The organism is Streptomyces stelliscabiei (assembly GCF_014873495.1).
Classification (GTDB): domain Bacteria; phylum Actinomycetota; class Actinomycetes; order Streptomycetales; family Streptomycetaceae; genus Streptomyces; species Streptomyces bottropensis.
Window position 1 is genome coordinate 7,781,270 of sequence record NZ_JADBGF010000001.1, and the last position, 23,648, is coordinate 7,804,917.

Sequence of the window (23,648 nt, forward strand, 5' to 3'; positions counted from 1 at the left end):
TCTGGCAGCCGGGGCGGCCCGCTGCGCGCTTGACGACGGCGAACTCGAAGAACCTGCCCGAAGAGGCAGGCAGCTTGCGTGTCAGCGTTCGAGGTGTGGTGGTGTGAAGGCGAGCACGTCCGGAAGGGGGCCGTCGTAGAGCTCGACATCGACGAGCGCACTGTGGGCGCTCGGTCCCTGGGACAGGCGCGAGCACCCTCGGTCGGCCGTGAGGGTGTTCGGATTGCCGTGGCGGTCCAAGGTGCCGCTCTGGCCCGGCTGGGCCGGGTCCCACCATGCTCCGGTGGACAGTTGGATGACGCCTGGCATGACGTCGTCCGACAGGACTGCGCCCGCCAGGCAGCTGCCGCGGTCGTTGTGGACGCGTACGATCATGCCGTTCTCGATGCCACGGGACGCGGCGTCCAGCGGATTGATCGTCACGGGCTCACGGCCGCGGATCTTCGACTTGAGGCTGTGGCCGCCGTTGTCGTACTGGCTGTGCAGACGTGAGGCGGGCTGATTCGAGATCAAGTGCAGCGGGAATCGGTCCGATAGGCCGGCACGGAGCCACTCCACTGGTTCGAACCACGCCGGATGCCCGGTGCAGTCGTCGTAGCCGAACGAGTCGATCTCCTCGGAGAAGATCTCGATCCGGCCCGACGGGGTCGTCAGGGGGAAACGCTGCGGATCTGCGCGGAGCTCCTCGAAGCTGCCGGGGAACGGGCCGCTCAGCGCCGGCAGCTCAGCCGTGGAGCTTCGCCAGAAGTCGTCGAAGCTCGGCAGGGCCCCGTCGTCGCCGAGGCCGGCCCTCGTCTGCTCGTAGAGGTGCCTGACCCATTCGAACTCGGAGCGTGACTGCGTGAACTCGCGCTCGTATCCGAGCCGGGAGGCCAGGGTGGTGAAGATGTGGTGGTCGGTGCGTGACTCGCCCGCCGGCTCACGGACTTTCGGCATCGCGACGAGGTGGGGGTCGGAGAATCCGGCGGCGAAGTCGTCGCGCTCCAGGCTGGTGGCGACGGGAAGGACGATGTCGGCGAACTTGGCCGTGGTGTTCCACCAGGCTTCGTGAACCACCACCGTGTCAGGGGTCTGCCAGGCGCGGGTCAAGCGGTGGAGGTCTTGGTGGTGGTGGAACGGGTTCCCTCCGCACCAGTAGATCAGGCGGAGCTCGGGCAAGGTCAGGCGCCGGCCGTCGTAGTCGATGGTCTTGCCCGGATGCAGCAGGGTGTCGGCGATCCGTGCGACAGGGATGAAATCCGCCACAGGGTTGGGAACCCGGGGGATCGACGCCACGGAGGGCCGGCCGGGGGCGACGCCGGTCGCGTCCATCGTCGCGTAGCCCGCGCCCCAGCCGCAGCCGGGCCGCCCCATCGAGCCCGCCATGGCAGCCAGCACGACCGACATCCAGATCGGCTGTTCGCCGTGGTCCGCCCGCTGTATCGCGTAGTTGACCATGATGAGCGAACGTTGTGTGGACAGGCGGCGAGCCAGTTCGGTGATCGTGTCCCGGCTCATGCCCGTGATCCTCGCTGCCCAGGCGGCATCCTTGGCGACGCCGTCGAATTCGCCGGTCAAGTACGAGGCGAAGCGGTCGAACCCGACGCAGCAACGGCGAAGGAAGTCCTCGTCGTGCCAGCCGTTGACCAGCATGGTGTGTGCGATGCCGAGCATCGCGGCGGTGTCGGTGTTGGGGATGACGGGCAGCCACTCGGCGTCGAGGAAACCGGCGGTGTCGCTGCGGACAGGGCTGATGTTCACGAACCGCACCCCGGCCGCACGGCACCTTCGCTGAAGGTCCTGCGTCTGGTGTCTGGCCAGTCCGCCGGGGTTGATCTGGCTGTTCTTGAGGGCCAGCCCTCCGAACGCCACCACAAGCTCACAGTTGTCGGCGATCTCGTCCCACATCGGCATCCGGGACTGGTAGCTCCACGGAGCTCCGCCGATCACATGGGGGAGGATGACCTCCAAAGCCGCGGTGCTGTACGTGTTGCGAGAGTCGGTGTACCCCCCGCCCAACGCCAGGAACCGGTGGAGTTGCCCCTGCGCGTTGTGGAACGCGCCCGCACTCGCCCAGCCGTAGGAGCCGCCGAACACGGCGCTGTCTCCGTGCTGTGAACGCACTCGGCGCAGTTCCTCGCTCACCAGGGTGATCGCGTCGTCCCAGCTCACCTCCACGAAGGCGTCCGCGCCCCTGGCCGTGTCGTGGGCGCGCGGCAGGCCGTTCAGCCAGCCCTTGCGCACCGCGGGGCGCAACACGCGGGCGCTGTCGTCGGCGGCTGTCACCATGCCGGGTCCGATGGGCGACGGTGCGGGGTCATCGCCCCTCGGCTCGATTCGTACCAGCCGACCGGAATCAACCACCGCGACAAAACTGCCCCAGTGCGTCGCAACCGACATGCGTCGTTCCACGATGCGTCAACTCCGTCTCTGAAGTTCCCCGGCTCTAGGACAGCGGCCCCTTATGTCACAGTGGCTCCACGTCAGTTGACGGGCCGCAGGACACAGGCTCCCCCTGCGGTCCGCTGCCCAACCCTGCACGTGCACGACCCTTCCAACGGCCGCACGGAAGCGCCGTCCGCGTCGACTCGCCTCAGGGAGCATGTGTCGTCATGGGCTGGCGATACGTCCGGGACACCGGCGGCACGGTATCCGTCCCGACCTCCCGAGATCTCCCCGTCGGCAGGTTCCAGCTGTGGATTCAGACGAACGACGGCCACGTCCCCCTCGCCGGCCCCTACGACCCGAAGATCGTCTGACAGACCGCCGAAACCTGCGGCGACCGGCAGCCGCTCCCGCTGTGTTGCTCTCCTGGCTGCGGCGCGGGCGCACCTCGTCTTCAGGTTCGCGAGGGTCACCGCCCAGGGTGCAGTCGTGAGCTTGAAGGCATCCCGTCTTTCGGGGGCCCGTTTCTCTCCCCCAACGCATTCGTTGTCGCAGTGGATCACCGTCATCGAGTGTGCTGGCTGGGGCTGTACTGGTGGAAGTCATTGATGTGCACCACTACTACGGGAAACGGCGCGTGCTGCGGGGAGTCGATCTGCGACTGCCGGCAGGGGCGCTGACCGGCATTGTGGGAGAGAACGGTGCAGGCAAGTCCACCCTGCTGAAGATCCTGGCTGGGGAGCTTCGGCCGTCCGGCGGCCAGGTTCGACACGCCGGCCGGTTTGGATACTGCCCGCAACAGGTGGTGCTCAACGACGCGCTGACCGTGCGCCAGCACCTCGCCTTCCTCCAGGCGGCGTTCCGGCTGGAGGACCTGCGGCACGCTCAGGAGGTGATGGAGGTGCTCGGCCTGGCCGAGTACCTCGATGAGCGGGCCGGGGTGCTCAGCGGCGGCACGCGGCAGAAGCTGAACCTCACTTTGGCGTTGATGCACGATCCGCAGGTGCTGCTGTTGGACGAGCCGTACCAAGGGTTCGACTGGGACACTTACCTGCGGTTCTGGCAACTGGCGGGCCGTCTGCGTGATCGGGGGCGTTCGGTCCTGGTGGTTTCCCATCTGGCCTACGACACCGAGCGTTTGGATGAGCTGTGGTGTTTGAGCGGTGGCCGGCTTCACTCGCAGTTGGCGGGTGCGGCATGAGGAATCAGATGATGCTGCTCACCACGGCCACGCGGTACGCGCTGGTGGAGCACGCCCGCAACCGCTTTGCCGTGGTGCTGATCGCCCTGTTCCTGCCCGTGTGGGTCCTGCTGGCGCACTCTGCGATCCCCGATACCTCGGCCCGTCTGCACCTGCGGGCCACCGGGGAGCTGCTGGCTCCTCGGGGTAACGAGATCACCGCGATCAGCGGCGCGCTCAACGCCGTCACTCTGATCACTGGTTTCCTCATGTTCGCCGCGACCTTCACCAGCAGCGGCTTCGACCGGCGTCTGGCCATGGCCGGCTATCCCCGCACACATCTGGTCGCGGCGAAGGTCGTGGCGCTCACCTTCGTCTGCGCCCTGATCGCCGCATACGCCACCGCGGTGACCTGCCTGACCTGGACACCCCGCCAGCCGGTGCTGCTGACCACGGCGTTCTTCTGCGCCGGGCTGACCTATGGCGTGCTGGGGGTCGGTTTCGGTGCGCTGCTGCGCCGGGAGGTCGAGGGCATGTTCGCCATCGTGATGACCAGCATCGTGGATCTTCTGCTGCAAAACCCGATCACGAGTTCCGGTGCGGGCAGCACGATCACCCGGTTCCTGCCGTCCTACGGCGCCATGCAGGCGGCCACCGCCGCAGGTTTCTCCTCCGTCCCGGTACCCCGTTACGTGCTCTGGCAGCTGGCCTGGTTCACCGCGGCGGCGCTGCTGGGCCTGCTCGCCTTCCACCGGCGTACCCGCACCACTCTGACGGTGACACCGCACGGGCCTGTGTCGGAGCCTTCCGCCCGGCATCAGCAGACCGTTGACCTGCTGTGACATGCGCGACTAGGCCGCAACCGGATGCCTTCCGGCATCGTTGGGCGCGATGTGACAGCCACGGATGAACGCATCTCCCAGGTCCAGCAGACCGCAGTGACGACGCCGGCGGGACCCCCGGCGAAGTCGTCCTGGGCGGTGATCGGCAATGATCGGACGCTGCGGGCGGCGTACCGGCATTGCCGGCGGTTGACCAGGGAGCGAGACCGGGCCGAGTACGCGCTGATCCAACTGGTGCCCGCCGCACTGCGCCCCGCCTGCTGGGCTCTGTGGGCGGCAGCCAACGCCATCGACGACCTGGCCGACGACCGTACCGTTCCCCCGCCTGAGAGGGCCGCACGGGTCGAGCAGTGGATCACCGCGCTGGAGCGCGAGCTGATGACCGGGACCAGCACGGACCTGGTCCGTCACGCGCTGGTGGACACCTCGCAGCGCTGGCGCCTGGACCTGAGCGAACTGCACGATGCGATGACCCTGGTCCGGGACGACGCCCATGGCCGACGCTTCGCCGACTGGAGCGCCTGGCGCTCCTGGGGCCGCGCCAACCTGCTGCCCTGGTTCGACCAGGTCCGCGAACTCTTCGACAAGGCCGGCACACCCGTGGCACTGCGCCTGGACACCCAGGAAGTCTATGAGGAGTTCCTTGACGGCGTCCGCCTCACCGACATCCTCACCGACCTGTCCGCCGACCTCGCCCAGGGCGATCTCCTCCTGCCCGACGACGCCCTCGACCGCTACCCGAAAGCCGCAGGCGACCTGGCAGACCTGCGCTGGAGCCCCGCTGTCAGCAGCTTGATCACCCACCTGAGCGGCCTGGCCCGCCGGTGGGTGACCCAGCCCGCCCTCACTCGGGGCATGCACCCCGGCCCCGCCACCATCCTGAACACCATGGCCGACCTGCTCCGTGCCCAGCTCGACGCCATCGTCGCCGCCGGTCCCACCCTCCTGCGCACCCCGCCCCGGCCCAGCCTCCTCACCAGCGTCCGCATCCTCGCCCCCGCCCGAACCCGCGCCGCCCTGGCCTGGACCCTCACCCCCGTCACCGTGCCACCCCCGCACCGCCCAACCCCACACAACGCGCTGCCCGCCGCGCGGGCAGCGCGAGACGGCACGTTCAGCGCGCCACCTCCCCACCCCGCCGGTCACCCTCCCCCGCGAATCCCGGCCGAGCAGATGCCCGTCCACGTCGCCGTGATCATGGACGGCAACGGCCGCTGGGCCCAACAACACGGCCTGCCCCGGCACGCCGGCCACCGAGCCGGAGCCGCCGCCATGCGCGAGACGGTCCATGGCGCACTCGAGATCGGCCTGCGCCACCTGACCCTGTACACCTTCTCCACGGAGAACTGGAAACGCGACGTCGAGGAAGTCGACGCCATCCTCGACGTCATGCGCGGTGAGCTGACCGACAACCCCTTCCACGCTCTCGACGTCCACATGCGCTGGCACGGCCGCACCGGCAAGCTCCCCACCGATGTCGTCGACCTGCTCCGCCGCCAGGAACGCACCACCCGCGGCCGCACCAGCCTGACGCTGACCATGTGCATCAACTACGGCGGCCGCGACGAGATCACCCGCACCACCGCCGCGCTCGCTCACCACGTACACGACGGACGACTCGACCCCGACCACATCAGCGAAAAGGACTTCGCCCGCCACCTGCCCCACCCCGACATGCCGGATGTCGACCTGCTGTGGCGTACCGGGGGCGAACAGCGCACCTCCAACTTCCTGCCCTGGCACACCGCCTACGCCGAGCTGCACTTCACCCCCGACTTCTGGCCCGACATCGACCGACGCCACCTATGGCACGCGATCACCGAATACAGCCGCCGTCAACGCCGCCACGGCGCCACTCCCACCCCATCGTCCACCAGGACATCCGTCTCCTGATCGGAACTGAGTCGAACCCGGTCGCCGTCGTCGGGTCGGACTGCCGTGGCTTCGACGGCGGCAAGCTGATCAATGGGCGCCAAGCGGCACGTCGTGGTCGACACCCTCGGTCTGCTGCTGGGGGTGATGGTCACCGCCGCGGACACCGGAGACCGCGCCGCCGCCCAGGTCCTGCTGGGACCGTGTGCCTCGGCGTGGACGGTCCGACGGAACAGGCCGTCACCGCCGACCCGGAGCGTCTGCCCCTGGAGATCGACAGGGTCGTCATCGCTGCCGCGATCGACGGTGCCGCGACTGCGATGTCGAGCGCACCCGCTCAGCCGGCTGAGGTGTTGTGTGTCGCATCGCGTGCTTCGGCGAGGGCTCGCTGCCTGAGGTCGCCGCCGAACAACTGAATCGTGGTGGCGGCCAGGACGTCATCCCTGCCGATGGTCCACCTGTCCCCCCTACGGGCGGACAGGTCCCCGAGGGAATCCTTGGGGAACGGGGGCGGGGCCGGTTCCCCCGGAATCACCAGGGTGACCGTACCGAAACGCTTGCTCCCGCCCTCGCGGACGACCATGGCCGCGTCCCGGGCGAGGTCCGTCAGGAACGTGCTCGCGATTCCGTCCAGGTCGCGGACCATCGCTGGGACGGCCGTCGTCCCCCGGCTCCGCAGCAGCTTCCTGACCCCAGCCTCGAACCTGTGGGCGCCGACCACCGCACTCGGTTTGCGCGACCCGCCGCGCTTACGAGAAGGCACGATGACACCCTCGGCGTCGTACAGGACACCGGTCAGACCTCGAAACGTCGGGCTGTGGTCGTACCACTTGTTCCCCACCTCAAGCTCGACGTTCCGGTCGATCGCCGAGAGGAGGTCCCCGGGGAGCAGCTTCTTCCGGGCCTCTACCGCCGCCGCCCTCCTCGCGCCGTCGATGATCTCCGTCAGCACTGTCCGCGTCACCGACGCGGCGGCCCACGCGGCCGACCGAGAGACGTGCATCGAGGTCACCTCCCTGAACACCGCTTTGACGAGAGAAGGCTTGAACGGCGGGACATCGATGACCGAGGCGGTCTCGGGCCCGACGGGCTCAGGGTGTACGGGCTGTGCGGTCATCGGAAGAAACGCTCCCTGCTGTCGGAGTGATCAGAGGCCGGCCCACACTTCACCACGCAGACCCGCTCTCTTCCCCCATCCTCTCGACCTCAGGGATTCGGCGGAGAGACTTGTCGCGGGTGCACTCCTGTCGGGCTACCGGGCGGAGAGTGGAGCCGTCGGGCCCCGCAACCTTGGCGACGCCGACGTGACACCGGTCCAGCGGCTGTGGGGTGGGGCCGATGTCGGGGATGCGGCGGGTCAGACCTGGGTGGATTGCGGGAGGGCGCCCTTGTCCCCGGTGGGCTGCTCCGGGGGGCCTTCCGCGCGGAAGGAGCCGGGGAGGGCGAGGGCAGCGAGGGCCGCGATCAGACTGAAGGCGATGATGACCCAGTACGAGCCGCCGTACGCCCCCGCGGGGTGCTCGCCGGATGTGCCGAGCCGCTCCTGCAGGGTGATCGCGATGACCGCGATGCCGAGCGCGCCGCCGATCTGGTTGCAGATGAACAGCGCGCTGGTCGCCCGCGCCGCGCCGGCCTCGCCGACGGCCCTGTACATGAAGGCCATGGTGCCGGGCGCGGTCAGCCCGATGCCGTAGCCGGTGAGGCCGAAGGCGACGGACAGCAAGGCGGTGTTCGTGCCCGAGCCGATCTGGGCGAAGGCGAGCGCGCCGAGTGCGGTGACGAACATGCCGACCGCGGAGGTGAGCCGCGCGGTGACCTTGTTCGCCGTCCTGCCGGAGGTGATCGCGCCGACGGCGCCGAGGATGCCGGAGGGAATCAGCAGCAGACCGGCGTGCAGGGCGCCGAACCCGCGGGACTGCTGGTAGTACAGCGGGGTCAGGAGCAGCAGGGCGTTGGCGACGGCGCCGACGAAGAACATCGTGACGACGGCCATGGTGAAGCCGCGCTTGGCGAACATACGCAGGTCGATGAGCGGTGTGACCGAGGTGTGCAGCGCGTGCACCGCGTATCCGACGAGCAGGAGCACACCGGCGCCGAAGGCGACGAGCACCTTCGGTGACGACGCGTCACCGGAGTGCGCGGCCGTCGTGAAGCCGTAGACGAGGGCCGCGAACCCGGGAGAGAGCAGCGCCAGGCCGAGGACGTCCAGACGCTCCTCGGGGCGGCCGGCGTGCTGGTCGGCGGGCAGGGTGCGCAGCGCGAGCAGCAGGGCGATCAGACCGATGGGCAGGTTGATCAGGAACATCCAGCGCCAGCTCACGGCATCCACGAGGACACCGCCGAGGACGGGGCCGAGGATCGGGCCGAGGGTGAGGGGCAGCGAGATCAGTGCCATGGCCTTGGCGACGCGCGTGGGGCCCGCGGTCGTGGCGAGGACGCTCTGCACGACGGGGACGATCATGCCGCCACCGAGACCCTGGAGCACCCGGAGCGCGATCAGCGACTCGATGGACCAGGCGAAGCCCGACAGCACCGAGCCGAGGACGAACAGGGAGACGGCGGCGAGCCACATCGTGCGGCCGCCGAAGCGGTCGACGGCCCAGCCCGCGAACGGTGTGGCGACGGCGACGGCGAGCAGATAGCCGGCGGTCACCCACTGGACGGTCGCGAGCGGCGAGCCGAACTCGCCGCTGAGCGTCTTCACGCCGACGTTGACGATCGTCTCGTCCAGCAGCGCCATCAGCAGGGCGAGCAGCAGGACACCGGCCATGCGCATGAACGCCGGGTCGAGTTCGTCGTTCGCCTCGTCGGCGCTCTCCGCCGCCGCTGGAGCGGTCTGCGAGGGATCGGGTGCTGTGTCGGGTGACGTGGTCGGTTCGGGAGTTCCGCGTGTCATGTGCGTACCGCCTGGGGTCGATGCAGTCGGGGACGGGCGCCGGGCGCCGAACGACGCCGCGCTCTGTGCGTCCCTCACAGTAGGAATATAAGTGCATGTGCCTGCATCTAGTTTTCGGACAGATTCCTTCCTGTCGTGCTGATCGGCTTGGTGGTGGGGTCGGTTACGCGGGGGAGGGGAGTGGAAAACATATGCGTAGACATGTTCTATGCGCGATGTGGCTACAGTGGTGGGGGCAGCGAACGAAGGGGAGGCGGACATGTCGGCCGATGACCGTGGAGGGCGTTCCGGTGAGTTCGACCTGTGGCGTCGGATGACGCTGATGGTCGGTCAGCTCAACCAGTCGCTGGAGAGGATGCTGGCGAGCGAGCACCAGATCTCCCTGCCCGAGCTGATGGTGCTGATCGAGCTGCGGCACGGTCACGAACGCGGCACTCGGGTGCAGGAGCTGTCCACCGCGGTCGGGCTCGACCAGTCGTCCATGAGCCGGCTCGTCACCCGCCTGGAGAACAAGGGCCTCACGGCCCGGGTCTCCTGCGAGCACGACCGCCGCGGCGTGTACTGCATGCTGACGCCCGCGGGCGCCGAGCGCGGTGAGCGGGCCGAGGCGCGCTGCCGTGAGGAGCTGACCGGACTGCTCGATGTCGCCTCCTTCGACGACCGTTGGGCATCTCTTGTCTCCCGCTTCCGGCACAGTGCGGCGGGAGCCGCCACCCCGTGAGCACGTCACCTTCTCTGCGTCGGCGCCTTCTTGGTAGGGCTGGCGCCCAGGGACACGACGGGAGGTCGTTGGTGGCGGAGGTCGAGGACCATGCCGGGGTCGGGCCCGACGGACGTGGGGGGCGGCGGGCCGCGCCGCCCGTGCTTCCGGTGGTGTTGCGTGCGTGGCTCGGGACGGTGGCCGTTCTCGCCGCGCTGGGGGTCGTCGTCGGTGGGGTTCTGTTCGCCGGGGACGGGGAGCCCGGTGCGGTGGACGTGCGGGTCTCGGCGGTGGTCGACGGGGTGGGGCCCTCATGGCGGCGGGTCGCTCTCGGCACGGACTTTCTGGGGGAGCCCGTCGGGGCGGCGGCGCTGGTCGTGGCCGTCGTGGCGGGCTGTCTCCTGCTGCTGCGGCGTCCTCGGGCCGCGGTGTTCGCCCTCGCCTCGGTCGGCGCCGCCGTGGGGGCGACCACGCTGCTGAAGTCCCTGGTCGGACGCACCATCCACGGCGACGACAACCTCTCGTACCCGAGCGGGCACACCGCCTTCCTCACCGCGCTCGCCCTCGCGGTGGCGCTGCTCGCGGCCGGGCGGCTCCGCCTCGGCAGGACGGCCGGCCTCACCCTCGTGCTCGCCGCCGCGTCGGCCGCCGGGGCCGCCATGGGCTGGGCGCAGGTCGCCCTGGGCGCGCACTACCCGACCGACGTCCTCGGCGGCTGGTGCACCGCGCTGGCGGTGACACCGGCCACCGCGTGGCTGGTCGACCGGACGGCCGGCCGGCCGGGGCCTCGCTGACGTTCCCTCACGCCAGGCGGCGGAACACCGGTTTCACCGGCCGTCCGGACAGCCAGGGCATGGGGTCGCCGGCGTCCAGCGCCTTCCGGTACACCGCGCACGCCTGGGCGACCACGTCGACGGTCCGATCGATGTCGGCGTCGTCGAGCGCGGCGCTCACCACGAACGACGGGGCCAGCACCCCGCCCGCGAGGAGCCGGCGCAGGAACAGGGTGCGGTACTCCTGCGAGGGCCGCCCGTGCTCGTCGAGGGTGGCGAAGACCAGGTTGCTGGGCCGGCCCTTGACGACGACGTGGTCGCCCACGCCCATGGCGGCGGCGACTTCACGCACGCCGGTGGCCAGCCGCTCGCCGAGGGTGTGCAGCCGCGCGGTGACGCCCTCCTCGACGTAGGTGCTCTGCACGGCCATCGCGGCCGCCAGGGAGTGCGTCTCCGCACCGTGCGTGGTGGACAGCAGGAACACCCGGTCGCCGGAGTGGCGCAGTCCGCCCAGCTCCATCAGGGCGCGGCGTCCGGCCAGCGCGGAGACGGCGAAGCCGTTGCCCAGCGCCTTGCCGAACGTGGAGAGGTCGGGGACGACGCCGTACAGGCCCTGGGCGCCCGCCTCGGACCAGCGGAAGCCGGTGATCATCTCGTCGAAGACCAGGACGCAGCCGTGCCGGTCGGCCAGTTCGCGCAGGCCGGCCAGGTAGCCGGGCGGCGGTTCGCTGTGGGTGGCGGGTTCGAGGATCAGGCAGGCGATGTCGTCCGGGTACCGGGTGAGCAGTTCCTCGGTGGCGGCCAGGTCCCCGTAGGGGAACGTCACGGTGAGGTCGTTGGTGGCCGACGGGATGCCGGCGGACATCGCCGTGGTGCCGATGAACCAGTCGTCCGTGGAGAAGAACGGATGGTCGGCGCAGAGGGCCACCCGCGGGCGCCCGGTGGCGGCACGCGCGAGGCGCACCGCGGCGGTGGTGGCGTCGGAGCCGTTCTTCGCGAACTTCACCATGTCGGCGGTCGGCACCGTCGCCAGGAAGCGTTCCGCGGCCTCGACCTCCACGACGGACGGCCGTACGAAGTTGCTGCCGCGGTCGAGTTCCCGGCGCACCGCCTCGGTCACGCGCGGGTGGGCATGCCCGAGGCTGACCGACCGCAGGCCGGAGCCGTACTCGATGTAGCGGTTGCCGTCGACGTCCCACACATGGGCGCCGCTGCCGTGGCTGATGACCGGGGCCAGGTGCTCCGGGTACTGGTCGTCTCCCTTGGCGTAGGTGTGCGCGCCGCCGGGCACGAGGGCGTGCAGCCGCTCGTTGGCCGCCCGCGACCGGGGCAGTTCGTACTCTTCGGTGTCCATGGCGGTCTCAACTCTCCCTGTGCTTCAGGACTTCGGCGAGGCTCGGCGCCTTCCGGTCCCGCTCGGACATCGACGTGACCGGCAGGGGCCAGGGAATGGCCAGTTCCGGGTCGTCGAAGGCGATCGTCACGTCCTCGGCCGGGTCGTGCGGGCGGTCGATCCGGTACGAGGTGTCGGCGGTCGCGGTCAGCGCCTGGAAACCGTGCGCGCAGCCCGCCGGGATGTACAGGGTCGTCTGGGTCTCGCCGGACAGCTCGAAGAAGGCACGGCCCAGGTACGTCGGCGAGTGGGGCCGCAGGTCCACGACGACGTCGAAGATCTTCCCGTACGAGCACCGCACCAGCTTGGCCTCGCCGGCGCCGGAGCGCAGGTGCAGGCCGCGCAGCACACCTCCCACCGAGCGGGACAGGCTGTCCTGGATGAAGGCGTCCGGGTCGAGCCCCACCGAGCGGACCACGTCGGCGTCGAAGGTGCGGCAGAAGAATCCGCGTTCGTCGGCGTACGGCGTCGGCTCGAACAGGTAGGCGCCGGAGATCTCCGGGACGGCGGTCGTTCTCATGGTGTCTCCTGCCGGGTGGGCGCGGGGGAGGGGGTGCGGGTGCGGCCGGTCACCGGGAACAGGGCCGCTGTCAGAGCAGTGAACTGCCGGTCGAGCTGCCGGGCGACGGTCAGGTTCCGCTCGGCGAGGGTCCGCCGTACGTCCGCCGCGTTCTTCTCCAGCTCCCGGAACTGTTCGAGCAGCCGGTCGGCGTCGACCTCGCGAGCCGGATGACAGTACGGGTCCAGCCCCATCCGCGCCATGAGCGCGTCGCTCTTGGCCGCGTAGCCGAGGGCGAGCGTCGGGGTGCCGGCCCTCAGCGCGCAGACCAGGTTGTGGTAGCGGGTCGCCACCACGGTGCCGGCGGCCGCCGTCTCCTTCAGCAGGTCGGCCAGCGAGGTCGCCTCGGCGGCGGTGACCAGCGGCGAGTCCACCGCGTCGAGGATCGCGGCGACCACCGGCGCGTCGCACGTGTCGCCGGTGAGCAGCCGGACGGGCCTGCCCTCCTCGGCCAGCGCGCGGACGAAGCGGGTCGTCCCCTCCAGGTAGCGCCGGTGGATCTCCTCGGCGCGGTCGCGGTCGTCGTCGCCGCCGTGGAAGTCCATGACGCCGACGCACACGAGGCCCGGCGGGTCGCCGGCCGCGCTCACCTGCGGCACCGGCAGGGCGAAGGCGAGGTCCGGGTGGACCTCGTCGCGCGAGGTGTCCACGCCCATCGCCCGCAGGGCGTCGCGGGACAGCTCGTCCCGGTACGACCGGTGCGCGGCCAGCCGCGCCGACCAGCGCACCAGGGTCCGGGTCGCCCGGTTGCCGATCGGGCCGGCCCCGACGCCGACCAGCGCGACCCGGGTGCCGGACAGCCGGCCGCTCGCGCACAGCAGGAACAGCGCGTACGGGAACCCCCACGGCCGCAGCGGCAGCGTGGCCTCCAGGACGCCCATGCCCGGCACGATCACCACGTCGTGCCGGCGCACCCAGGCGGCGGTGCGGAAGGCGTCGACGAGTTTGCCCAGCCCCTTCCCCGCGATCGCACCCGCCCGGGAGGCGGTCCGGTACTCCCCGCGATACCAGTGCAGCCGCGTCGCGGGGATGCCGTACCGGGCCGTGACGACCTCCGGCCCGCCGCACAGCGCGTCCACGACCGCCTCCGGACGCGCGGCGCGGAGGTGGCCGAGCACGGCCTCCAGGGACCCGTCGTTGCCGAGGTTGCCGGAGCCGAGCAGGCCGAACACCCCGACGCGTACCGGCCTCCCGGGCGCGGACGTCATGCCTGCCTGCCTTCACGGCCGGCGACGAGGTCGTCGACGGAGACGGTCAGCAGGTCCGGGTCGACCGGGGCGCGGTCCTCCACCCGCTCGCCCGCGCCCGGCCGGACCCGGCTGGTCATCCACGCGGCCAGATGACGGTGGCACGCGCGCCGGTCGGCCGGGGACAGCGGCGCCCGCCGGATCGCCGAGACGAAGCCCCAGACGTACTCGGCGAGCAACCGGGGGGTCGGGTGCAGCGGGCCCGCCCGGCGCGGGTCCAGGTTGACGCACCGGGAGCGCTTGGAGGGGTTCGCCCGCTCGGCGCGGGTGGGGTGGTCGCGGCGGAAGTACAGCAGCTCGGGCACCTGGTGGAAGGGCCCGTGCAGGGTGATCTCGGCGACGAACGTGCGGTCCGCGTGGTGGTAGCTGTCGTGCGGCTTCACCCGGCGCAGCATGTCGGCCCGCATCACCCCGTAGAAGTCGTCGCCGCCGGGCTCGAACAGCAGGCTGCGGAAACGCTCCGGGGCGTGCGGGGAGTCGGTGGCGAGCCCGTACGCGTAGGGGACCTTCACCTTGCCGTCCTCGTCGATGACCGCCTGGTCGCTGTGCGCGAGGACCACGTCCGGCCGTTCGTCCAGCGCCTCGACGCAGCGCAGCAGCAGGTCCCGGGCGTACAGGTCGTCGTGCGAGGCCCACTTGAACAGCTCGCCGCGGCACTCGGTGAACACGTAGTTGTGGTTGGGCGCGGCGCCGATGTTGCGGGGCAGCCGGATGTACCGGATGCGGGAGTCCTTCGCCGCGTACCGGCGGCAGATGTCCTCGGTCCCGTCGGTCGAGGCGTTGTCGGAGACGACCAGCTCGAAGTCCTCGTAGGTCTGGCCGAGCAGGGCGTCGAACGACTCTGCGAGGTACTCCTCGCCGTTGTAGACGGGCAGGCCGATGCTCAGCCTGGGTTGGGCGGTCATCGGGGCTCTCCTTCGTGGATACCCCGGCCTTCCGGCCGGGGAGGAAACGACGCTCCTCCGGAGCAGGGCAGGGAAGGCCGGTTCGTCGCGAGGGCGGACCGGCGTACGTCGTCCATCGGCCGGCACCCGTCACTCACACGGAATCTGATACGGCGTGAGGCGTGACGCAGCAGGTCAAGCGGGCTTTCAAGTACCGCTTTCACCCCACGGACGAGCAGGCGGCCGAGCTGTCGCGCACGTTCGGCTGCGTCCGCCTCGTGTACAACAAGGCGCTGGAGGACCGCACCCGGGCCTGGTACGGCGAGCAGCGCCGCGTCTCCTACGTGCAGTCGTCGGCCGCGCTGACGCAGTGGAAGAAGACCGAGGAGCTGGCCTTCCTGACGGAGGTGTCCTCCGTCCCGCTCCAGCAGGCGCTGCGCCATCTCCAGACGGCGTTCGGGCACTTCTTCGCCAGGCGGGCGAAGTACCCGCGCTACAAGAGCCGGAAGAAGTCCCGGTCGTCGGCCGAGTACACCCGCAGCGCCTTCACGTGGCGCGACGGGCGACTGACTCTGGCCAAGACGGCCGAGCCCCTGGACATCCGCTGGTCGCGTCCGCTTCCCGAGGGGGCGGAGCCGACGACGGTGACCGTGTCCCGTGACAGCGCCGGGCGCTGGTTCGTCTCGATGCTCGTCGAGGACACCATCGCCCCGGCCCCCGCCACCGACGCGGCGGTCGGCCTGGACGCCGGGATCACCTCCCTGGTGACCCTGTCCACCGGGGAGAAGATCGCCAACCCGAAGCATGAGCGCCGGGACCGCACCCGTCTCGCCCGCGCTCAGCGAGAGCTGTCCCGCAAGGCCAAGGGCTCCAACAACCGGGCCAAGGCCCGCGTGAAGGCCGCCCGCGTCCATGCCCGGATCGCCGACCGGCGCCGGGACTTCCTGCACAAGCTGTCGACTCGTCTCGTCCGTGAGAACCAAACGGTCGTGATCGAGGACCTCACCGTCCGCAACCTGCTGAAGAACGGCAGGCTCGCGCGCGCCGTCTCGGACGCGTCGTGGATGGAACTGCGCTCCATGCTGGAGTACAAGTGCGCCTGGTACGGGCGCGAACTCGTGGTGATCGACCGCTGGTTCCCCAGCTCCAAGCTGGGCGGGGCCTGCGGGACGGTCCGGGCGAAGATGCCGCTGAACGTCCGCGAGTGGACGTGCGACTGCGGCACGGTGCATGACCGCGACGTGAACGCGGCACGCAACAATCTCGCCGCCGGGCTGGCGGCGTCTGCCTGTGGAGACGGTGTAAGACCTCAACGGGAGTCCTCCCGGACGGGGCGGTCGTCGGTGAAGCAGGAAACCCAGCGGGCGACCGCTGGACTCCCCCGCCTTGAGGCGGGGGAGGAAGTCAAGGCGTCCTCACTTCGCGGATGGAGTCCTGGTGGTGCTCGCGCAGGGCGGAGCGCAGCTGCAGCCACCACACGGCGGAGCTCGCGAGGGTCGCGGCGGCGACGCCCCAGGCCGAGCCGACCGTGCCGGCCGCGGCCGCCCCGCCGAGGCCCCCGGCGACGTAGCAGGCGGAGGCGAACAGCTGGCAGCGCAGACTGCGGCGGGCCGCGCCGAGCGCGCGCAGCCCGGCCGCCGCGCCGGTGCCGAGACCGGCGCCCGCGACACCGAGCGTGGCCGGCACGATCAGTTCCGAGGCGGCCTGCCAGACGTCGCCGAGCACGAGTTCGCCGTAGTGGTCCGGCACCAGCAGCAGGGCCGCGCCCCAGAGCAGCGCGGCGACGGCCTGCGCGCCGCCGAGGAGGAGGCAGAACCTGCCGAGCCGGTGCGGGGCCCGCCGCAGCACCCGCGCCGCCTCCGCGACGGTGACCAGCGACAGCCCCATCAGCACGGCGAGGAACGGGCCGAGCAGCAGCTCGGCGCCCCGGACCACACCCACCGCGCCGACCCCGACGATCGCGCCGAGCCCGTACGCCCGCAGCTGGGCCGCGCCGCTGAGGCAGGTGTTCTCGACCAGGTACCGGTAGCCGAGGTCCCGGTGCTCGCGCAGCCAGGCGCGCGCTCCGGTCAGCCGAGGCCGGATGCCGGACTGGAGGCAGCCGTACACCGCGGCGACCGCGGCGGACGCGCCCCAGGCGAGGACGAACGCGGCCACCGTGCCCACGCGGGCCGCCACCACCATGGCCGGGACGAGCGCGACGCCCCACACCAGGTCGTTGACGAACGCCTTCCGCCCGGTGCCGGCGGCGAAGAACGAGTACCGCCAGGCGTCCTGCAGCAGCAGCCCCGGCAGCAGGACCCCGAGGCAGGCGAAGGCGGGCCCCACCGGACCGCCGACGGCCAGTCCCGCCACCAGACAGGCCGCGCCGATGACGCCGCCGACGCCGAGCGCGGTACCCGACGAACGGGTCACCGCCCCGCGCCAGGAGTCCTCCGGCACCCCGCTGAAGCGCACCACGAGCGGGTCGGTGGCCAGTCCCCGGGAGACGCTGAGCACCACGCCGTACGTCACCCAGGCCAGGCTGAACACACCGAACGCGGTGAGCCCGAGCGAGCGCGCGACGTAGATCCCCACCGCGAAGTTGGTCATGCTGGAGGCCGCCTGGTCGGCCAGCCCCCAGGACAGCCGGCCGAGCAGGGCCCGCCGGGCGGGTCCGGCCCGTGCCGTCGCCTTCTCCTTCTCGGTGGTCACTGGCGTCATGCCTTGATCAGCCCGGCGCCGTGCAGGGCGCCGGCCGCGGCGGCGACGGTGTCGAAGGGCAGCCCGGCCCGCTCGGCCACGTCCAGCAGCGCGTGCTCGCCGTCGGAGAGGCTGAGCACCCAGAGCATCGCCATCTGGGCCTCTTTGGCGTCGCTGCGGCCGCCGAGCGAGTCGTACAGGCCGCGCCGGCCCAGCTGCGGCTCGCCGTACGGGCTGAGGTTCACGTACCGCCGGTTGCCGTCGAGCACGGCGAACGCCTCGCGGCACAGGGTGAGCGTGTCCGTCATCGCCTCCGGGGTGACGAAGTCCGGGTTGTCCGCCGAGGTGTGATACTCCGGGTAACCGGCGTACGGGGTCCGGCTGAGCGAGCCCACGCCGAGATCGAAGCCCGGCGAGCAGTACTGCCGCTCGTCGTAGCCGTACGGAGTGAACTCGGCGATGTGGTGCGGGCGTTCGGAGGCGGTCAGCACATGCCGCATCACCCGGTCGATCTCGGCGTCGCCGCGCCGGCTCAGCTTGTACGTCAGCCGGCCCCGGTCGCCCGCGCAGGCCAGCACCAGACCGTGCTTGACCCGCTCGATCCTCTCCGCGTTGCGGGCCAGCCAGGTGATCGCCCCGATGGTGCCGGGCGCGAAGATGAAGCGGTAGGTGTAGTACGGGGTCCGCTCCGCCAGCGCCCGGGCCAGGAACGTCGCCACCGCGACGCCGGCCAGGTTGTCGTTGGCCAGCGACGGGTGGCAGACGTGGCAGGAGACGATCACCTCGTCGGCGATCTGCCCGGGGACCACGTGCTCGGCGTAGGTGAGGTGGCCGTCGGCGAGCGTGGAGTCCACGCAGACCTCGTACTCGCCGTCCGGCATCGCGTCCAGGGTGTCCTGGGAGAGACAGAACCCCCACTGCGGCTTGTAGTAGCTGGTGCGGTACGGCACCCAGCCCGGCTGCTCCGGCAGCGTGTACAGGTGCTCGCGCAGCTCGGCCAGCGGCATCGTCGCCGACACCGGCACGCTGTAGCCGAGCACGTGCAGGCTGGACGCGGCGAAGTCGACGACCCGGTTGCCCGCGGCGTCGGCGATGTAGGCGTCCCGGATGTTCCACTCCTGCGGCACCGTCCAGTCGAGCACCTGGGTCCCGGTCGGCACCTCGTGCACCTGGAGCGGGATGTACTCGCCGACGATGTCCAGGGTGGCGCGCACCCCGTCGCCGGTGATGCTCCGGCACAGCGGGTACAACCGCTCCACCAGCGCGTGCATCTCCTCGCCGACGGTCATCCGCGCCACCGCAGGGTGTCGTCGACGGTGCCGGCCCCGGACGCCGCCCGCAGCACGGCCAGTCGGGTGAAGCGGCGCTCGAAGGCCTCCTGGGTCAGCCCGAACTTCCGGTAGGCGTCGGCGAGTTCGAGCGCGCCCCGCTTCACCGACCACTCGCAGTCGAAGCCGGGGATCGCGGCCCGGAACCGGGAGAAGTCCACCCGGTACGACCGGGGATCGGCCCCGTTCTCGCCGGTGATCACCACCTTCGCGCCGGACACCGCCTCGGCGACCTGCTCGGCGATCTCGGCCACCGTCACGTTGTTGGTCTCGGTGCCGATGTTGAACGCCCGGTCGTGCACCGCCTCGCGCGGCGCGTCCAGCGCGGCCGTGAAGGCCCGCGCGATGTCGGCGGCGTGCACCAGCGGGCGCCAGGGGGTGCCGTCGGAGAGCACCAGCACCTCGCCGGACAGCAGCGCGTGGCCCACCAGGTTGTTCAGCACGATGTCGGCGCGCAGCCGGGGGGAGTAGCCGAAGGCGGTGGCGTTGCGCATGTACACCGGGCTGAAGTCGCCGTCGGCCAGCGCGTGCAGGTCGTCCTCCACCCGCACCTTGGACTCCGCGTACGGGGTCACCGGGCGCAGCGGGGCGCCCTCGGCCACCAACTCGTCACCGCCGGCGGCGCCGTACACCGAGCACGTCGACGCGTACAGGAAGCGCCGCACCCCGGCGTCGCGGGCCAGCCGGGCCAGCGTCACGGACGCGTGGTGGTTGATGTCGTAGGTGAGCTGCGGCGCGAGCGAGCCCAGCGGGTCGTTGGACAGGGCCGCCAGGTGGATCACGGCGTCGACCCCGGCCACGTGTGCGGCCGTGACGTCGCGCAGGTCCACCCGGGTACCCGGCGGGTCCGCCGGCTTCGGCCCCAGCACGCAGTCGGCGAACAGGCCGGCGTCGAGGCCGACGACCTCGTGCCCGGCCTCGGCGAGGACCGGGGCCATCACGGTGCCCAGGTAGCCCTGGTGTCCGGTCAGGAGTACGCGCATGGTTCAACCCCCCAGGTTGAGCGTGAGTTTGGTGACGGCGAACGCCTCGGCGTAGCGCTCGTGGCATTCGATACCGCGGATCCGGGCGAGGCCGAGGAAGGCCTCCCGGTCGTACCAGGGCCGGTGGCGCTGCGAGGGGTAGTGCTCCTGCAGCAGCCCCACCTTCCGCTCGGCGGTCTCCGGCGAGAGCGGCTGGTACGCCGCCGGACGGCCGAGATCGCCGTCCCACTTGACGATCTCGTAGCCGAGCACCAGGTGGTCGCGGAACGCGGTCGGGATCAGCTTCGCCAGGCCGCGGTGGTCCTGGTGGGCGTCGTCGGTGCGCGGGGCCAGCACGAGGTCCGGGTCCGTCGCCGCGCGCAGCTCCTCGACCGCGGCCTTGGCCTCCTCCCAGTGCGCGGGCAGCCGGCCGTCCGGCAGCTTGTGCACGGTCAGCCGCAGGTCGGCGCCCGGGCAGAAGGCGGCGAGCGCGGCCCGCTCCTCCTGCTCCCGGTCGCTGCCGCCGCCGGACAGCACCAGCGCGTCGACGCGCAGGCCCGGGCGCGCCAGGCACATCGTCAGCAGCGTGCCACCGGCGCCGATGGCGATGTCGTCGCAGTGCGCGCCCACCGCGACGACCCGGTCCGGGCGCCCGGCGCCGAGCCGGATCACGCGCCCACCCCGGTGGCGTCCCGTTCCCACACGGCCCACGGGCGTTCGCCCCGGGCGTAGGCGTCGTCGAGCGCGGCCCGCTCCTTGACGGTGTCGGTCGGCTTCCAGAAGCCGCGGTGCTGGTGCGCCACCAGGCGGCCCTGCTTGGCCAGTTGCGCGCAGCCGTCGGCGACCAGGTCCCCGCCCTCCGGGATGTGGTCGAAGATCTCCTGGCGGAGCACGAAATAACCGCCGTTCTCCCACAGCGGCATGTCGCTGACCGCGGTGATGCCCCCCACCAGGCCGTCCTCGCCCAGGTCCACGCAGTGGAACGAGGACTGCGGCGGCACCACCATCATCGACGCGCCGGCGTCACGCCGGGCGAAGGAGTCGATCATCGTCGGGAGCGGGGCGTCGGTGAGCACGTCGGCGTAGTTGGCGAGGAACATCTCGTCGCCGTCGAGGTGGTGACGCACCCGGCGCAGCCGTTCACCGATCGGCGACTCGACGCCGGTCTGCGCGAACGTGATCGTCCAGTCGGCGATGTCGGTGGACAGCAGTTCGGTCCGCCCGCCGCGCAGCACGAAGTCGTTGGACGTCGTCTCCTCGTAGGTGAGGAAGAAGTTCTTGATGTGGTGGGCCCCGTAGCCGAGGCAGAGGATGAACTCCGTGTGCCCGAAGTGCGCGTAGTAGCGCATGACGTGCCAGATCAGCGGGCGCGGGCCGACCATCGCCATCGGCTTGGGCACGTCGTCGGAGGTTCCGTTGCGCATCCGCATGCCGTAACCGCCGCAGAACAGGACGACCTTCATGCCTTGACCTCGACAATGCTCAGTTCCGGTATCGGGAAGACCAGCCGGCCGCCCCACTCGTGCACGTACGCCAGCTGCTCGACCAGTTCGGCCCGCAGGTTCCACGGCAGGACCAGGACGTAGTCCGGCCGGTCGGCGGCGATCCGCTCGGGCGGCAGGATCGGGACGCGGGTGCCCGGGGTGAACCTGCCGTGCTTGTAGGGGTTGCGGTCGACCGTGTACGCCAGCAGGTCGGGCCGGATGCCGCAGTGGTTGAGCAGGGTGTTGCCCTTGCCCGGGGCGCCGTAGCCGACGACCGTCTCGCCGCGCTCGGCCGCGTCGATGAGGAACCGCAGCAGGTCCCGGCGCACCTTGGCCACCCGGGCGGAGAACTCGGTGTACCCGGACAGCTCCTGCAGCCCGGCCGCCTTCTCCCGGGCCAGCACGTCCGCCACCCGCGCGGTGGGCTCGCCGGCCACCTCGGACGGGCGGGCCCACAGTCGGATCGACCCGCCGTGCGTGGGCAGCAGCTCGACGTCCACGAGCGTGAGCCCGCCGCTCGCCAGCGCCCGGATCGCGGCCGCGACCGTGTAGTACTGGAAGTGCTCGTGGTAGATCGTGTCGTACTGGTTCTCCTCGATCAGGGTCAGCAGGTGCTGCACCTCGATGGAGACCCAGCCGTCGTCGGCGACCAGGGCCCGCAGCCCCTGGGTGAACCCGACGACGTCGGGGATGTGCGCGTACACGTTGTTGGCCACGACCAGGTCCGCCGGGCCGTGCTCGGCGCGGACGCCGGCGCCGGTGTCCGCGCCCAGGAACGCCGTGAGCGTGGGCACCCCCGCCTCCCGCGCCGCCGCCCCGACGTTCACCGACGGCTCGACGCCGAGGCAGCGGATCCCCCGGTCCACCACATGCCTCAGCAGGTACCCGTCGTTGCTCGCGACCTCGACCACGAAGTCGTCGGGGCCGAGGCCCACCCGCTCCACGGCGCCCGCGACGAAAGCGCGCGCGTGCTCCACCCAGGAGGTGGAGAAGGAGGAGAAGTACGCGTACTCCTCGAACGTCTCCTCCGGTGTGATCAACGGAGGGATCTGCGCGAGCCAGCAGTCCGTGCAGACCCGCAGGTGCAGCGGGTACGCCGGTTCCGGCAGGTCCAGTTGTTCCGCGGCGAGAAAGCTCTCGCACGGCGGGGTCGCCCCCAGGTCGACGACGCTCTCCAGCGCCGACGAGCCGCAGAGTCGGCATCCGGTCATCTACTGCCCCCATCCCGCTCACGCGGGCGCACCCGCCGCGAGCCAGTGCTTGCGTCCCCTACCGGCGCCGGGCCGTCCCCGCCGCCGGACCGCCCCGCGATCGCGGAGCGGTACCCCTCCACCAGGCGCTCCAGCCCGACCGCCGGGCTGAAGTCCCGCTCGTAACGGCTCCTGGCCGCCCGGCCCAGCTCCCGGCCCAGGGCCGGGTCGGCCGTGATCCGGCGCAGACAGGACGCGAGCGAGGCGGCCTCGCCCGGCCGGTGCAGCAGCCCGGTCACCCCGTCCTCGACGAGTTCGACGAAGGCGCCGTGACCGGCGGCGACGGCCGGGACCCCGGCCGCCATCGCCTCCACGACCACCAGGCCGAACGCCTCCAGCCACGTCGAGGGCGCCACCACGGCGACCGACCGCGCGACGGCCTCGCGGACCTGCGCGGTGTCGTACAGGCCGGCGTACCGCACGTCGTCGCGGCCCGCCGCCCAGGCGGTCACCTCCGGCTCCAGCGGCCCCGCCCCGGCGATCACCAGCGGCACGCCCACCCCGCCGCCGGCGGTCAGCTCGTCCCAGGCGGCCATGAGCAGTCGTACGCCCTTGGCCTCCGCGAGCCGGCCCAGGTACAGCAGGTGCTCGCCGTCGCCCTCCCGGCGCGGACCCGGGTCGGGTACGAAGTTGTGCTTCACGGCCAGCCGCTCGGCCGGCATCCCGGAGCGCACCAGGACCTCGCGCTGCGCCGCCGAGATGCAGAAGAACCGCTCCACGCCGGACCACCACCGCCGCCGGTTCACCGACAGGCTGACCGCGAGCGGCACCGTGGCGAGCCGGGAGCCGCGGTAGCAGCCGTGCCGGACGGCGGGCAGCGGCGCGGACCCGACGCACTCGGCGCACGGCCGGCCGTCGCGCTGCAGCGTGCCGGGCGGGCAGACCTGGGTGTAGTTGTGCAGCGTGGCGACGGCCGGCACCCCGGCGTCCGCGCAGGCGGCCAGCACCGCCGGCGACAGCAACGGGAAGACGTTGTGGACGTGCACCACGTCCGGCCGCTCGGCGCGCAGCTTCGCGGCGAGTTCCCTGCGGACCGCCGGGTTCCACGGCACCAGCAGCGGGATCGCGGCCTTGCCCGGCAGGGACCGGGCGGCGATGTCGTCGCTGCGCCGCTCGAACACCTCGACCCGGTGGCCCGCTCCGCGCAGCAGCGCCACCTCCTGGTCGACGACCTTGTTCTCGCCGCTCGGCTGCGCCGAGGCGTAACGGTTGTGCACCACGAGGACGTGCAT

At 71.4% G+C, this 23,648-nt stretch carries 20 protein-coding genes and 2 pseudogenes; 8 read left to right on the top strand and 14 right to left on the bottom strand.

What is annotated here, in order from left to right:
• Nucleotides 1-81: 81 nt before the first annotated feature.
• Nucleotides 82-2,379, bottom strand: coding sequence for a molybdopterin-dependent oxidoreductase (locus H4687_RS34475; RefSeq protein ID WP_050399304.1), 2,298 nt, complete (start codon nucleotides 2,377-2,379; stop codon nucleotides 82-84).
• Between the two features lie 212 nt (nucleotides 2,380-2,591).
• Between H4687_RS34475 and H4687_RS34480 the strand changes: the two genes are divergently transcribed.
• The 5 genes and pseudogenes from H4687_RS34480 to H4687_RS46805 form a co-directional block, all read left to right on the top strand.
• Nucleotides 2,592-2,738 carry a hypothetical protein gene (locus H4687_RS34480; protein ID WP_159026276.1) on the top strand — a complete coding sequence of 49 codons (147 nt, stop codon included), beginning with the start codon at nucleotides 2,592-2,594 and terminating at the stop codon, nucleotides 2,736-2,738.
• A 221-nt stretch (nucleotides 2,739-2,959) separates the two neighbouring features.
• Complete coding sequence (locus H4687_RS34485) at nucleotides 2,960-3,565, top strand: ABC transporter ATP-binding protein (RefSeq protein ID WP_050399305.1); 606 nt, start codon at nucleotides 2,960-2,962, stop codon at nucleotides 3,563-3,565.
• Complete coding sequence (locus tag H4687_RS34490; protein WP_050399306.1) at nucleotides 3,562-4,386, top strand: ABC transporter permease; 825 nt, start codon at nucleotides 3,562-3,564, stop codon at nucleotides 4,384-4,386. The genes H4687_RS34485 and H4687_RS34490 overlap by 4 nt, the downstream gene beginning before the upstream one ends.
• A 51-nt stretch (nucleotides 4,387-4,437) precedes the next feature.
• Nucleotides 4,438-6,279 (top strand): polyprenyl diphosphate synthase, encoded by a 1,842-nt coding sequence (uppS, locus tag H4687_RS34495; RefSeq protein ID WP_233443581.1) that lies wholly within the window; start codon nucleotides 4,438-4,440, stop codon nucleotides 6,277-6,279.
• A 47-nt stretch (nucleotides 6,280-6,326) separates the two neighbouring features.
• A pseudogene (locus tag H4687_RS46805) lies at nucleotides 6,327-6,468 on the top strand (transposase); the annotation flags it as partial.
• A 127-nt stretch (nucleotides 6,469-6,595) separates the two neighbouring features.
• Here H4687_RS46805 and H4687_RS34500 read toward each other — a convergent pair.
• Together H4687_RS34500 and H4687_RS34505 are read right to left on the bottom strand one after the other, a co-directional pair.
• On the bottom strand, nucleotides 6,596-7,375 hold the full coding sequence (locus H4687_RS34500; protein ID WP_046914852.1) for a hypothetical protein: 780 nt from the start codon (nucleotides 7,373-7,375) through the stop codon (nucleotides 6,596-6,598).
• Nucleotides 7,376-7,615: 240 nt separating this feature from the next.
• On the bottom strand, nucleotides 7,616-9,154 hold the full coding sequence (locus H4687_RS34505; RefSeq protein ID WP_050399307.1) for a DHA2 family efflux MFS transporter permease subunit: 1,539 nt from the start codon (nucleotides 9,152-9,154) through the stop codon (nucleotides 7,616-7,618).
• Nucleotides 9,155-9,413: 259 nt separating this feature from the next.
• Between H4687_RS34505 and H4687_RS34510 the strand changes: the two genes are divergently transcribed.
• On the top strand, nucleotides 9,414-9,875 hold the full coding sequence (locus tag H4687_RS34510; RefSeq protein WP_046914851.1) for a MarR family winged helix-turn-helix transcriptional regulator: 462 nt from the start codon (nucleotides 9,414-9,416) through the stop codon (nucleotides 9,873-9,875).
• A 71-nt stretch (nucleotides 9,876-9,946) separates the two neighbouring features.
• Nucleotides 9,947-10,648, top strand: coding sequence for a phosphatase PAP2 family protein (locus tag H4687_RS34515; protein WP_046914850.1), 702 nt, complete (start codon nucleotides 9,947-9,949; stop codon nucleotides 10,646-10,648).
• A 7-nt stretch (nucleotides 10,649-10,655) separates the two neighbouring features.
• Here the strand turns inward: H4687_RS34515 and H4687_RS34520 are convergent, their stop codons facing one another.
• Genes H4687_RS34520 through H4687_RS34535 form a run of 4 tightly spaced genes read right to left on the bottom strand, consistent with a single transcriptional unit; the run spans nucleotide 10,656 to nucleotide 14,731 of the window.
• The gene (locus H4687_RS34520) at nucleotides 10,656-11,981 is read right to left on the bottom strand and encodes a glutamate-1-semialdehyde 2,1-aminomutase (protein WP_046914849.1); all 1,326 of its coding nucleotides are present in this window, start codon (nucleotides 11,979-11,981) and stop codon (nucleotides 10,656-10,658) included.
• 7 nt (nucleotides 11,982-11,988) lie between these two features.
• Entirely contained in the window at nucleotides 11,989-12,540 is a 552-nt protein-coding gene (locus H4687_RS34525) for a dTDP-4-dehydrorhamnose 3,5-epimerase family protein (protein ID WP_046914848.1), read from the bottom strand.
• Entirely contained in the window at nucleotides 12,537-13,787 is a 1,251-nt protein-coding gene (locus H4687_RS34530) for a polysaccharide pyruvyl transferase family protein (RefSeq protein ID WP_046914847.1), read from the bottom strand. The genes H4687_RS34525 and H4687_RS34530 overlap by 4 nt, the downstream gene beginning before the upstream one ends.
• Nucleotides 13,784-14,731, bottom strand: a complete 948-nt coding sequence (locus H4687_RS34535; RefSeq protein ID WP_046914846.1) for a glycosyltransferase family 2 protein — start codon at nucleotides 14,729-14,731, stop codon at nucleotides 13,784-13,786. The genes H4687_RS34530 and H4687_RS34535 overlap by 4 nt, the downstream gene beginning before the upstream one ends.
• Before the next feature lie 161 nt (nucleotides 14,732-14,892).
• Here H4687_RS34535 and H4687_RS34540 point away from each other — a divergent pair.
• Nucleotides 14,893-16,098: pseudogene (locus tag H4687_RS34540) on the top strand (RNA-guided endonuclease InsQ/TnpB family protein); the annotation flags it as partial.
• A 16-nt stretch (nucleotides 16,099-16,114) separates the two neighbouring features.
• Here H4687_RS34540 and H4687_RS34545 read toward each other — a convergent pair.
• From H4687_RS34545 to H4687_RS34575, 7 genes are read right to left on the bottom strand one after another with little or no spacing between them, the layout of a single operon-like run.
• Nucleotides 16,115-17,413 carry an MATE family efflux transporter gene (locus H4687_RS34545; RefSeq protein WP_046914843.1) on the bottom strand — a complete coding sequence of 433 codons (1,299 nt, stop codon included), beginning with the start codon at nucleotides 17,411-17,413 and terminating at the stop codon, nucleotides 16,115-16,117.
• Nucleotides 17,410-18,681 (bottom strand): DUF4910 domain-containing protein, encoded by a 1,272-nt coding sequence (locus tag H4687_RS34550; protein ID WP_225966916.1) that lies wholly within the window; start codon nucleotides 18,679-18,681, stop codon nucleotides 17,410-17,412. The genes H4687_RS34545 and H4687_RS34550 overlap by 4 nt, the downstream gene beginning before the upstream one ends.
• A complete protein-coding gene (locus tag H4687_RS34555) occupies nucleotides 18,678-19,703 on the bottom strand; it encodes an NAD-dependent epimerase/dehydratase family protein (protein WP_046914841.1) in 1,026 nt (341 codons plus the stop codon). Before H4687_RS34555 ends, H4687_RS34550 begins: the two co-directional genes overlap by 4 nt.
• A gap of 3 nt (nucleotides 19,704-19,706) precedes the next feature.
• Complete coding sequence (locus H4687_RS34560; protein ID WP_046914840.1) at nucleotides 19,707-20,354, bottom strand: PIG-L deacetylase family protein; 648 nt, start codon at nucleotides 20,352-20,354, stop codon at nucleotides 19,707-19,709.
• Complete coding sequence (locus tag H4687_RS34565; protein ID WP_046914839.1) at nucleotides 20,351-21,145, bottom strand: glycosyltransferase family protein; 795 nt, start codon at nucleotides 21,143-21,145, stop codon at nucleotides 20,351-20,353. Before H4687_RS34565 ends, H4687_RS34560 begins: the two co-directional genes overlap by 4 nt.
• A complete protein-coding gene (locus tag H4687_RS34570) occupies nucleotides 21,142-22,377 on the bottom strand; it encodes a class I SAM-dependent methyltransferase (RefSeq protein WP_046914838.1) in 1,236 nt (411 codons plus the stop codon). Before H4687_RS34570 ends, H4687_RS34565 begins: the two co-directional genes overlap by 4 nt.
• The gene (locus H4687_RS34575; protein WP_046914837.1) at nucleotides 22,374-23,648 is read right to left on the bottom strand and encodes a glycosyltransferase; all 1,275 of its coding nucleotides are present in this window, start codon (nucleotides 23,646-23,648) and stop codon (nucleotides 22,374-22,376) included. Before H4687_RS34575 ends, H4687_RS34570 begins: the two co-directional genes overlap by 4 nt.